General features: G+C 40.2%; 11 protein-coding genes. 7 read left to right on the top strand and 4 right to left on the bottom strand.

What is annotated here, in order from left to right; genetic code table 11:
- Positions 1-46: 46 nt before the first annotated feature.
- Positions 47-562 (top strand): AAA family ATPase, encoded by a 516-nt coding sequence (locus JOC33_RS07380; RefSeq protein WP_205091856.1) that lies wholly within the window; start codon positions 47-49, stop codon positions 560-562.
- A gap of 460 nt (positions 563-1,022) precedes the next feature.
- Here JOC33_RS07380 and JOC33_RS07375 read toward each other — a convergent pair whose 3' ends face one another.
- From JOC33_RS07375 to JOC33_RS07360, 4 genes are all read right to left on the bottom strand, one after another.
- The gene (locus tag JOC33_RS07375) at positions 1,023-1,832 is read right to left on the bottom strand and encodes a formyltransferase family protein (RefSeq protein ID WP_205091855.1); all 810 of its coding nucleotides are present in this window, start codon (positions 1,830-1,832) and stop codon (positions 1,023-1,025) included.
- Between the two features lie 27 nt (positions 1,833-1,859).
- On the bottom strand, positions 1,860-2,969 hold the full coding sequence (gene neuC / locus JOC33_RS07370) for a UDP-N-acetylglucosamine 2-epimerase (protein WP_205091854.1): 1,110 nt from the start codon (positions 2,967-2,969) through the stop codon (positions 1,860-1,862).
- On the bottom strand, positions 2,966-4,021 hold the full coding sequence (locus tag JOC33_RS07365) for an N-acetylneuraminate synthase family protein (protein ID WP_239534058.1): 1,056 nt from the start codon (positions 4,019-4,021) through the stop codon (positions 2,966-2,968). The genes neuC and JOC33_RS07365 overlap by 4 nt, the downstream gene beginning before the upstream one ends.
- A 65-nt stretch (positions 4,022-4,086) precedes the next feature.
- On the bottom strand, positions 4,087-5,190 hold the full coding sequence (locus tag JOC33_RS07360; protein WP_205091853.1) for a DegT/DnrJ/EryC1/StrS family aminotransferase: 1,104 nt from the start codon (positions 5,188-5,190) through the stop codon (positions 4,087-4,089).
- A 207-nt stretch (positions 5,191-5,397) separates the two neighbouring features.
- On the opposite strand from JOC33_RS07360, the gene JOC33_RS07355 reads away from it, so the two are divergent.
- The 6 genes from JOC33_RS07355 to JOC33_RS07330 all read left to right on the top strand — a co-directional run bounded on the left by JOC33_RS07355 (position 5,398) and on the right by JOC33_RS07330 (position 12,009).
- The gene (locus JOC33_RS07355) at positions 5,398-6,420 is read left to right on the top strand and encodes an SDR family NAD(P)-dependent oxidoreductase (protein WP_205091852.1); all 1,023 of its coding nucleotides are present in this window, start codon (positions 5,398-5,400) and stop codon (positions 6,418-6,420) included.
- Between the two features lie 251 nt (positions 6,421-6,671).
- The gene (locus tag JOC33_RS07350) at positions 6,672-7,748 is read left to right on the top strand and encodes a hypothetical protein (RefSeq protein WP_205091851.1); all 1,077 of its coding nucleotides are present in this window, start codon (positions 6,672-6,674) and stop codon (positions 7,746-7,748) included.
- 15 nt (positions 7,749-7,763) lie between these two features.
- A complete protein-coding gene (locus JOC33_RS07345) occupies positions 7,764-8,759 on the top strand; it encodes a Gfo/Idh/MocA family oxidoreductase (RefSeq protein WP_205091850.1) in 996 nt (331 codons plus the stop codon).
- Positions 8,744-9,709, top strand: a complete 966-nt coding sequence (locus tag JOC33_RS07340; RefSeq protein WP_205091849.1) for a Gfo/Idh/MocA family protein — start codon at positions 8,744-8,746, stop codon at positions 9,707-9,709. Before JOC33_RS07345 ends, JOC33_RS07340 begins: the two co-directional genes overlap by 16 nt.
- Before the next feature lie 19 nt (positions 9,710-9,728).
- On the top strand, positions 9,729-10,415 hold the full coding sequence (locus JOC33_RS07335) for an acylneuraminate cytidylyltransferase family protein (RefSeq protein ID WP_205091848.1): 687 nt from the start codon (positions 9,729-9,731) through the stop codon (positions 10,413-10,415).
- A gap of 157 nt (positions 10,416-10,572) precedes the next feature.
- Positions 10,573-12,009 carry a hypothetical protein gene (locus JOC33_RS07330; RefSeq protein ID WP_205091847.1) on the top strand — a complete coding sequence of 479 codons (1,437 nt, stop codon included), beginning with the start codon at positions 10,573-10,575 and terminating at the stop codon, positions 12,007-12,009.
- Positions 12,010-12,028 lie beyond the last annotated feature (19 nt).

Here is a 12,028-nt window from a genome sequence, read left to right as displayed (position 1 = left end):
CAATTTAATAAGACCAATGAAAAAACTTAACAAGAGGAGGGGAGTAATGCTGTTAAAATCTATCACTTACTTAAGAACCGATAACGATTGTTTCCCTTTCAATCTCGAAATATTAAAATCATTCGAATCACTTACATTCAAATCTCCAGTGACGATTTTAGTGGGGGAGAATGGAACGGGAAAATCCACACTGTTAGAAGCAATTGCAGCAAATGCGAACTCCATACATATTGGAAAGGAGACTAACAAAGCTGCTCTTCACCTTGGTAACAGACTTAAATTGAGTTGGAAATATCGCACAAATAAAGGCTTTGATGAACCGGAAGTGCCCTTATCACCAATGAAACAACTCAGCTTTCTTTCGCTATTAAAGGAAATGACAAGAGAAGAAGCGCAATTTATTATCGCAACACATTCTCCAATGATAATGGCATTTCCTAATGCTACCATTATCAGTTTAGATAGCAAAACTCCCACACAAGTTATCTATGAGGAATTAGAACATGTGCAGATCACCAGATCATTTCTTGAAAGCCCAGAACGATATTTAAGGCATTTATAGATGAACTTGCCTAATTAAATCGAAAATTGCCGAATGGAAGTTTTTGAAAAGAAAAGATGTTTCCATATCAACATACTTAACAGTATCGAAGCAACGACATGGATCACATCAGCAGAAAAGATAATTTAATTATTGGAGTTCTACCAGGCAAAAATTTATATGCCAACTTATTCACAGAAAACTTAGCTGAATAAATTACTGAACGAGTCAGAACTCAGCTGATAAATTTCGGCTCATAATATTTTATTTTCCATCTCAATAATATAAGTATACTCAGGAAATGAGATGGTTCATTTGTTTTGTTGTTTAACTTCCGATAATAAATATTATGTAAACTAAGATTAAATCATTTAAACAACTCAATATTTATCCTGCTCTTCTCTTTCAAAACTTTGCTAAATAAAAAATTTCGCCCATTACGAGCGAAATCATCTTAATTCATAAATGAAACTGCCTTGGCTTAATCTTTAGGTTTGTAGTGCATCATTTTTCCGAGTTCCTTCAATAGTTCTTTGTTGACTAGTGTATAATCTTCATTCCCGATCGTTATTTTTGCACCTTCATATGGCGGATACCAAAAAGCCCGAATTTTCCTGTTAATCACTTCGGTGTCATCATCTTTTTCAATGTATTTCATTTTCTCAAACATTTCCCGGTTGATATACCTTCCATATGCATGCTGTTGTTTCTCGGTTTCCAATGCTCTTCCTGCTGATATCTGACCGATGATTTCCTTGAATAATCCAAACATAATCACCTGGCTTTTTCGTTCCAGGCTTAGGGCTGTTTCCTTTTCCGGATCCATATGGAATTCGACTTTTTTGATGACATCACCGTCATCTATTTTTTTACTCATCATATGTGCTGTAACTCCATAAATACTTCTGCCATCCAGGATTGCCTGGTTATATCCACCCAAACCTTTATAATCCGGCAATGGAGCTGGATGAAAGTTAATCGATGCCATTTTCGGAAGCGTAAGTAATGGCTCTCTTACTTTTTGCCAGAATAAATAAGAAATTACCAGGTCTGTATCCTGAAATTCTCCGTTGTAAATATCTCCATAAAGTTCATTTACCGTTAATACTTTAATACCATGTTCCTGAGCACTTGCAAGAATCGACCCTTCTTCATGATCCAGATCTTTAAATGTCTGCGGGCCGACTGCAGCAGTAACAGAATGTCCCATTTCGAGCAAATATTCAAGTGCTTTAGCCCCCCAGGCTTTCCTCCCCAGTAAGATAACGTTTAGTTTGTGCTCGGTTTCCAAACAAATCAACTCCTAAATAATGCTGCCTTAGAGCCATTTCTTCAATTGACTGACAATCGTATCGGCAGGTGATGCAGTTACATCATATGGGTTTTCAGATTCTGTTCTTTTTGAATCAAGCAGCATGCGGATTTTTCTTTCAATTTTGTCACTTATATAAGGGGCAACATATACATTTCCGCCATGTTCTCTGTCAAGCTGCCTCTTACCAATGAGCAGATAAGGCAACTGAAAAAAAGGAGCTTCAATGATTCCACTGCTGCTATTACCAAGAATAATGTCTACTTGTGAGAGCAGAAACAAATATTCATCTGGCGGCAAGGATTCATAATAAAGGACATTTTTCATCTCTTGGGTAAACTTCTTTATTTCCTGCCTGAATACTCCCCCGCCAGCATCACTATTGGACCCCAGGATTATTAGATTGACCTCTGGAAGTGCTCTAAGCGCCTGTAATGCTGAATCAATTTGTGTCTGAAAAGGGGTGCTATCCTTTGAATCCGGGTGCATGACAAAAAGAAGGGAAGGTTTTTTTGATAAATTAAATTTATTTTGCCACCTTTCCCTTAATCGTGGCTCTATCTGTTGAATCGCTGTAATATCATGTTTCCGAAGAGAACCACTCACCGCAATTGTTTCAGCGTCCTCTCCCATCTTAATAAGTCGTTCTTTTGATTGATTTGTAGCAGGGAAATGATAGGTCGCAAGCTTTGATACTGCGTGACGGACTGCATCATCAGCAGATCCTGATTTTTCACCGCCATGGAGGTGAAATGTTTTAATATTTTGGTAGTGTGCTGCAGTCACAGCAGCGAGCATCTCTCCCCTGTCTCCTAAAAGGAGCACCCCATCTGGGCTGGAATGATAAAGAATGCTTGAAAACAGGATGATTGCTGTTCCCACTGACTGAGCCATTTCCTGTTTGGAGTCTCCTTTCAACAAAATAGGAGGTTTTGCAATGATAGTGAGATCATCTTTTTCAATCTCCTTGATGGTGCTCCCGTACTCCTCTACAACATGCATGCCAGTTACGACTAATTGCAGGTCAATATCTTTTTCTTTTTCTAATCGCAACAATAATGGGCGGTAAATGCCGTAATCAGCCCTTGTACCAGTGAAACAAATAATTTTCTTCATGTCTTTCTGCTCCTTGGACCATCCAAGTCAAAATCCTTCCAAGTCACAGGCTCTCCCTTTTGTTTAGGACGCAACAAATTGCGGCCGACGATTTCTTTGAACTCACACGCTTCCAAACCTTGTACTGGACGGAGATAGTATAGATCTTCTTTCGTAATTATATGGCCTTTTCTTAAAGCCTTATTGGCGTATATCCCCCTCCTTACAACTTTTTTCGTGTTTATTTCTGCGGGAGTTATTTGTTTCAATTCTTTACCGAGTGCTTTCTCGATGTTTCGGATTCCTTTAACCATGTCACTAAATTCATCCGGAGTCAGCGAGGCCTTGTGGTCCGGCCCATCCATTTCGCGATCAAGTGTGAAATGTTTTTCCAGTATTTTATATCCTAAAGAAGTTACGGCCCAGGGAATTTCTAAACCCATAGAATGATCGGAATAACCGATTATACAATTGAAGTTTTCACGGAAAACTTTAATCGCATTTAAATGGAGTTCTTCATACGGTGCCGGATAAGCAGATGTGCAATGGAGCAGTGATATCTCTGCGTCATCAGGCAGGAATTCCACTGCCCTTTTTATCTGGTCAATGGTCGCCATGCCGGTAGAAATAATCAATGGTTTTCCATAAGAAGCGAGTTGTTCCAGTAATGGGAAATGCGTCAAGTCTCCACTTCCTACCTTGAATGCATCTACACCAATAGAATCCAGTTCATGAGCACTTTCATTGTCAAATGGAGTAGAAAGAAAAGTGATATTATATTGTTCACAAACTTTTTTTAACCTTATAAACTCTTCTTTTGTAAGCTGATATTGCGCCAGCATATCCTTCTGATTTTTAAATCCAGCTTTTTTTTGATAGTCAGCGAGTTCTCCTTGTTCACTTACTAAATTATCGGCTTTGAAAGACTGGAATTTGACTGCATCCGCACCGGCATTCTTTGCTTTCTGAATTAATTTTTCAGCAAGCTCCATCGAACCATTATGATTGACTCCAATTTCTGCAATGATAAAAATGGGGGCCTCATTGCTTATCAGTTTGTTTCCAATTTTCAAAGCCTCCCCCTCCTTTCAGACTTAGCCTGCTTTGAAATCACATGAAGGAAATGAAATGATCGCATTTACAGTACATCTTTCAGCGTTTTAATGACTGTTTCTTGATCATTCGGATTAATACTTGTATAAAATGGCAGTGCCAATGTCCGTTCTGACATTTGCTCACTTACAGGATACATACCAGGTTTAAATCCAAATAACTGTCTGAAGCTTTTTTGCAAATGGATAGATGGAAAATATGGTTTTGCCTGTATTCCTTTTCTTTCAAGGTGCTTAATGATCTTCTGCCTGTTGCTTCCTTCCTTTAAAATAACAATGAATACAAACCAGCTCATCTTACATTCAGGCAACACCATTGGTGTAGTAACGGGCAATTGATATTGATTGATAAGATTCAGATAGCGATTGGCAGCAGCTTCACGCCTTCCCAGAATTTCATCCAACCGTTCCATTTGCCCGACACCCACTGCCGCCTGCAGTTCAGACATCCGGTAATTATAACCGACATATTCATGCTCCAGCCATTCACTCGTCTGGCTTCTTCCTTGATTGCGCAGGGCCGATGCCATTTCATAAATATCTTTCTGGTTGGTGAGAAGTACCCCTCCCTCCCCTGTTGTGATTTGTTTGTTCGGGTAAAAAGCAAAAACCCCTACGTCTCCTATTACGCCAGCAGGAGTACCATTCCATTCTGCTCCAATCGCCTCACAGGCGTCTTCTATCAGATATAATCCATCTTGATCAGCAATCTTTTTTATTTCATCCATGTTACAAGGCTGGCCAAAAATATGAACGGCAAGGATCGCTTTCGTTTGTTTGGTAATTAACTTTTTCACCGATTTTGGATCGATATTTAGAGTTTGTGGATCAATGTCCGCAAAAACTGGCTTGATTCCCTCATAAACCAGGCAATTTCCAGAAGCAATAAAGCTGTAAGGAGTAGTAATGACCTCGTCTCCGGCCTTGAGTCCAAGTGTTTTCACAGCAACATGCAGGGCACTAGTTCCACTGTTCATCGCAACTGCATATTTCACTGAGAATCTGCTCATGAACTGCCGTTCGAACCGGCGGGTTTTTTCACCCATGCTGAGCTGCCCGGAATCTAATACTTCCTCTACATACTTCTTTTCTTTCCAAGTGATATCAGGCTTAGATAAAGGAATCTTCATGCCAATCGAGTCCTTTCCGCAATAACAAAGGTGACATCCATGCTATTCATTGTATTAATCACGAGATTGTCCTATGCCACCACCCTTTACTGAAAGAAGCCGCCCGAATTACTTATAAGCCCTGCGGTTAGGCCTATGACGGTTTCACCCCACAAGAATACACATACCTTAATTATTAGTACTCAATAGAATAGAGGTGTACGTAAGTTGATAGATGAATCTAAATTAAAAAGTTACTTTCAAAATAAAAATATATTGGTTACCGGAGGGACCGGTTCCATTGGCCAGCAAATCGTCGCTTCTCTCTTGGCCTATAACCCCAGGAAAATTGTTGTATTCAGCAAGGATGACAGCAAACAGTATTTAATGAAACAGGCATATAAACAGCATGATAATATCTTTTACCTATTGGGGGATGTCAGGGATTATGACTCTGTGGAATACGCCACAAGAGGAATGGATTTGGTTTTCCATGTAGCGGCATTGAAACAGGTCCCCGTCTGTGAGGAAAACCCTCTGGAAGCCGTTAAAACAAATATAATGGGAAGCGAAAATGTCATACGTGCCTGTATTCACCATCAGGTCAAAAAGGTTGTTAATGTCAGCACAGATAAAGCTGTCAATCCTACTAACACAATGGGAGCAACAAAGCTCCTATCAGAGAAAATGTTCAAAAATGCAAATAGAAAATTGAACAACCATAATACTCTCTTTTGTTCTGTCAGGTTCGGGAATGTCCTGAATTCACGCGGCTCAGTTATTCCATTGTTTATGGAACAAGCGCGCCACGGGAAAGATTTGACGGTTACCGATCCCAGCATGTCCCGATTTATAATGACCATTGCTGATGCTGCCCAGCTCACCTTAAAATCGTCCTATTATTCCAAAGGTGGAGAAATTTTTATATTTAAAATGAAAGGAATTAACATATTACAGTTAGCGGAAGCTGTACAAAAATATATTCACCAAAAAGGCTCAACAAAGCCTAAGATAGAGCAGATCGGGAAGCGGCCAGGAGAAAAAATTTATGAAGAACTCATATATACCCATGAATTAGAACATATAATGGATGATGAAGAACTATACGTCATTCTCCCCGAGCACCATAACACCTACCATCATTTCAAGCAGGCTATGGCACCTTCCATCAGATCCGATCAGGTTTCCATGCTGGGCGAAAAAGAAATTATTGACATTCTGAAAAAACTCGACGTGGAAAAGGCAGATTGACCATGAAGGCAAAAAATCAGCTGATATGGAGACATACGTTCGATTTTTTTGATCTCTTTTTTCACATACATTATGAAAATATCCCGATTATTCTTCCGCTTTTTCGGGATTTTCAAAAACTTGTAGAACGCAACCTCCCTATTGCTCAAAAGCATTATCCAAGCTCTTCTTTTCACAGCAATATACAAGAAAGGTGTGAGCCGTACCTACTGAAAAATCCTCCCAGAAGTTTCAAAGAGGGTTTTTTATTAGTGCGTGCGGAGATGTATCCGTTAGTCGCAGATATTGACTGTCGCCCCATCGTTTATCTCGCCCACCACAAAAAAGAATATAATCGGATGCTAAAACAACCCGGGTGCCGGCCACTTTATTGTCTGACTGATCTGCCAGAAAAAAAAATTCCCCTTTCGAAAGAAGACCATGTTTCAAAACAGGTTACTATCGCCATCCAGCAATCCAACCTGCCATTTTTCAAAAAAAAGCTGTTTCGTCTATGGATGAAACAGGCTGTAAAAAAATTATTGATAAACATCCGGAAACTCGAAACAATATTTGATCGCCACCCTATATCTCAGACTCTTTACGGATCTACCGTAAATCGACACGGGGGATTGGTCACTACTTACGCCCAAGTAAAAAACATCGAAACCATCAACTACCAGCATGGAATTCTTGGGGAACTGGGTCACTTGCCTGTCAATGCAGATATCAATTTTGTGTGGGGAGAATCCCATGTCCATTACTTAAATTCCTTTGGTGTATCAGGTGAGAAGTTGAAGATTGCCCACCCCAAGTTTCCGAAAAGTCCCGGTCCATTTGGTAAACAAAATACATCTTTCACCAAAAAGAAGCCATCCGTCCTTGTGGCCCTACAGCCACTGGACGAAACATTCAATCAAAAAATGATCACTGCAATCGAAATAGCAGCAAGACAGATGAGCGGAAAAGTATCTGTACACTACAAACTGCATCCCGATCATCCAGTCAATTGCTATAACCATTTACTGCAATCCAACGAATCTCATATTCATCCGCATGGAACCAAGTCTTTACAGGAATTAATTCATAATGCCGATATCATCATTACCCATACATCCGCCGTTGCTTATGAAGCATTCCTGGCAAAAAAAGCCGTAGCCTTCTACTCTGCTCCAACGGACATTTATTATCTGTCAGGTTCGCCATTGTTTATCCATGACTTTCACTCAATTAAAAAACTGTTTACGAACCTGGCTGGTAACGCTGGTTATCATGAAAATCTGTTGAAGCGTGCTTTTTTGAAGGATAGCCACACGGAACCCTTCAATATTGACGACTATATCACTTAGAAAAGGATGATCTGTGTGAATGCCATCACTAAAATTGCTATCGTCGGTGCCGGCCAGATCGGAAGAAGACATATGCAGGCATTGAAAAGACTCGACCGTCCCGCCCATATCGCAATTGTAGATCCTTTCGAAGAATCTTTAGTTAAGGCAAAACGAATGTACGACAGTTCCTCACCTTCAACAAGTAAACTGACGATTTCCTATCATAAAAATATGTTGGATCTGGCAGACAACTTAGACGTTGCTATTATCGCTACTACTTCTGATGTCAGGGAAGATGTCATCATTCGATTGCTGAAGAATAGGCATGTTCGTTTTATCCTTTTGGAAAAGGTTGTATTTCAACACCCAAAGACTTTCTCTAGAATGAACTTGTTATTAAAAGACAAAGGGTGTAAAGCATGGGTGAATTGTCCTGTCCGTACTTACCCTGTCTTTCGTCAATTGAAGAAAAAAATCGAAGCCTATAACACAATGGGAAACATCAGTATGCTGACAAGTGGAACACACTGGAATATGGCTTCCAATGCCATCCATCACCTTGATTTGTTTTTCTACTTAACCGGAGAACACATCCACTCCCTTGACTCAGGATTACTGGATTCAAAGCTATTGGCAAGTAAACGGCAAGGGTTTTTTGAAGTAACCGGCACGCTGACTGGCAGTGGTGATTCTGGCAGCCATCTTCTCCTTTCCTCTTATTCAACCGGTTCAGCGCCACTGACCGTTCATTTAAGCTCCGCTTTCCTCCGGTTCACGGTCAACCTAACCGAAGGAAAAGCGTTGGTAGCGGAAGCGGATAAAAATTGGGAATGGAGCGAACTTGATTGCCATATACCATATCAGAGTGAACTGACGCACCTGATCGTCCAGAAGTTGCTGGATGAAGGAAATTGTGATTTGCCTGATTATTCTCTGTCCTGGAAGCTGCATATTCCTCTACTTGAGACCCTTATCAGTCATATCAATCAGCAAACGAACAGGGGGATTGAAGCATGTCCCATATCGTAAACGAAGTACTCTTAGTAGGAGCAGGAAATATAGCTGTAGAATATACGAAGGTATTGAAGGCACTTGGCATAGCACCTGTCTGTATTGGAAGGAGCCAGGAAACCTGTAGATATTATTATGAAAAGACGGGCGTCAGAGCACACTCCGGAGGACTGAAAAAATATTTATCAAAAAAGGTCCGATTGCCATCTGTCGCCATCAACTGTGTTAATGTCGATCAGCTTGCCGAAACTACCTCCGCCTTGTTAGAAAATGGCGTAAGTACTATTTTAGTGGAAAAGCCTGGCGGACTTGATGTAAACCAGCTAAAGAGAACCCATGAGCTCGCTTCCCAGTCAAATGGTCAGGTCTATATCGCATATAACAGGAGATTTTATTCCTCTACAGCTAAAGCTAAAAAAATAATCGAAGCAGATGGAGGCGTGCAATCGTTCCATTTTGACTTTACCGAACTCGGCCACCGTATCTTACATAGCACCGCCAGTACCCGCCTCAAGGAGAACTGGCTGCTTGCGAACTCTACCCATGTGATCGACCTTGCCTTCTTTTTAGGGGGGGAACCACAAGAGATTCATGCTTATAAGTCCGGAAATCTGTCCTGGCACCCCTCAGGTGCCATCTTTACCGGTTCAGGAAAAACAACGGATGGCGTATTGTTTTCTTACCATGCCAACTGGTCATCTCCAGGGAGATGGGGTGTTGAACTGACTACGACTAATCACCGTTTGAAACTGCAGCCATTAGAAACGTTGGCCGCACAGAAAATAGACACTTTTCAATTTCAACCTGTACCACTTGCGGATAAATTGGATCAGGAATATAAACCAGGATTATATCAATTAGTGAAAACATTCCTGGAAAACAAGAATGATTCCCGTTTAGTGACGATTGCCGATCAATACAATAAAACAAAGCACTGGTATGAAGCGATTAAAAACTCCACTAATTAAGATAAGAGGAGGAACAGTGATGACCAATGTATTGGGTATTACTTTAGCAAGAGGCGGATCGAAAAGACTGCCGGGAAAAAATATCAAAAAACTCCATGGAAAGCCTTTGATTAATTATACAATCGAGGCAGCGAAATTTTCCGTTTCAATCGACCGGCATATCATTTCCACTGATGATAAGAAAATAGCCGAGACAGCAGCATATGCAGGCGCGGAAGTCCCTTTTCTCAGACCTGCTCATCTTGCTGAGGACAAATCGGATCCTATTGATGCTTGTCTGCATGTACTCGAAGAATTAGAGAAAAGAGAACAATTTATCCCCGATATAATCGTGCTTTTGCAGCCTACTTCCCCTTTACGAACTTCTGATCATATTGACAAAGCACTTGGCGCGATGCTCCAGCACGATGCTGATGCAGTGATCAGCGTCACTCCATTTGAACACCCAGTAAATGCTTTGAGTCTTATCAACCTTCATGGCCACCTTGATTCGCTGGCAAACAACATTATGCTTGGAAATCAGCCATTATATCGAATTAATGGTGCGATTTATGCCATTAAATATCCTGTGTTTATGAAAGAAAAAGCGTTTTTTATCCGGAAAACGATTCCGTATGAAATGTCAGCTGAAAATTCGGTGGATATCGATACGGAAACGGACTTTGATATTGCCTCCTGCCTACTTGGAAAACGAAATAATCATTAATTATAATGTGATACCTTACAGCCTGATTTTACATCAGGCTTCTTTTATGTCTATTTAACGCAAGATGCCTGATAGTCAACCATACCTTACTGACAAGTTCTCATAGAATAGTAAGTGGATAGTTCGAGGATAAAAACAAACAAAGGAGTGAACAACTTTGTACAGTATAGAAGGATTAAATAACCACTTGATCATCCGGTATGGCCTGACCAAAGAATTTTTTGAGAAATTCAGTTCATTAAAATATGCCGGTATTGAACTGCCTTTAACGATGATTTATGATTATCACTTTCAGGTCCTGCCGCCATTCGTAAATAAATATATGAATAGTGCGAGGTATATTAGGAGAAAATCCTTTCCTTTTAAGTCTATGGCTGATGTACAGCAAGCATTATTCCGTACTCCGCGTGTCGCCAAGGATCTAAGTAAAGAACCAGAACGGAAAGCAATTCTTATCCCTGTTGGCCTCTTGGCCTACGCATTAAAGCATTTAAGAAAACACAAAGTAATCGTCCTCGATTCCAGAAATTCCTTAAAAGATAATAGAAAATTACCTTCCAATTTCAAAGTGATTGATTTAGGAGCTATTAAGATCCAAAAAAAGACTCTGGCAAACTTAAAGAAAAGAGCAGCATGGCTAATACAGCAACATGCTAATCATGAAATTTTCAGAACGAAACAATTTGAGAATATGCTTCTCACCCAGGTCACAAATTCATCTCGGAGAATACACGCTTTGCAAAAAATCATTATCGAAAATAATGTGAAAGTCATTTTGCATACGAACGAATATGTACAGCCTGGTAACACGCTTTCCCTTCTTGCTCGAAAATTTAATCTGCCGTTTATTAATTTACAGGATTATCTTACATCTGATGTTACAGTCATTCCATCCCGTGCAAGCCATTATTGTGTGTGGGGAGAACATACGAAAAACTGGATGGCATCAAGAGGAATTGCAGGAGACCATGTCATACCCGTAGGAAGCCTTCGGTTTGAAATGCAAGGCACAGGTAAGTTGAAGAGTAAAGACCAGTTTAAAAAGGCGTTGAATATAAAAGGAAACAACCAGATTCTTACTTACATCACCCAGGATTATTCACAACGTGAAAACCTGAAAATAATCCGCTGGCTAGTGGAATCCGTCAAAACACTGCCGATTACTGTTATTATTAAACCCCATAAGCGGGATCGGACCAGTTATGCCCGTTATCTTTCATCAAAAGTGGTTCTCTCCAATAGAAAAGTCCATTTATATGATATTTTAAACCATACTGATTATGTTACTACTATATCATCCAACGTGGCTCTGGAAGCTGCCATCCACAAAAAAGGACTTCTCATCATGCAGCCTAACATCCCATATAATTACCGCAGAAACTATAATGAATACTATAAACATTTGGCAAGGGCTGAGGCCGGGATCGTCATCACTAACCAACAAATATTATTGGAGTCGCTTTCTTCCCTGGTAGAAAATGATGAAGCAAAGGCAGAGTTGATTGAAAAAGGCCAGAAGTTTCTGGAACAATCCTTATCCACTGACTCCCTGCCTTCCACAAATATTAAGCGCTTAATAAGACGGCTGCTTTAACTAGAAAGGAGGTTTCTAA

The sequence above is a fragment of the Thalassobacillus pellis genome (assembly GCF_016908295.1).
Lineage (GTDB): Bacteria > Bacillota > Bacilli > Bacillales > Halobacillaceae > Thalassobacillus > Thalassobacillus pellis.
This window is presented reverse-complemented; position numbering and strand designations above follow the sequence as displayed.

What these genes read in the sequence shown, in the direction of transcription:
- JOC33_RS07335 (WP_205091848.1), top strand. Translation starts at nt 9,729, where the DNA reads ATGACCAATGTATTGGGTATTACTTTAGCAAGAGGCGGATCGAAAAGA.
- JOC33_RS07380 (WP_205091856.1), top strand. Translation starts at nt 47, where the DNA reads ATGCTGTTAAAATCTATCACTTACTTAAGAACCGATAACGATTGTTTC.
- neuC (WP_205091854.1), bottom strand. Translation starts at nt 2,969, where the DNA reads ATGAAGAAAATTATTTGTTTCACTGGTACAAGGGCTGATTACGGCATT.
- JOC33_RS07340 (WP_205091849.1), top strand. Translation starts at nt 8,744, where the DNA reads ATGTCCCATATCGTAAACGAAGTACTCTTAGTAGGAGCAGGAAATATA.
- JOC33_RS07360 (WP_205091853.1), bottom strand. Translation starts at nt 5,190, where the DNA reads ATGAAGATTCCTTTATCTAAGCCTGATATCACTTGGAAAGAAAAGAAG.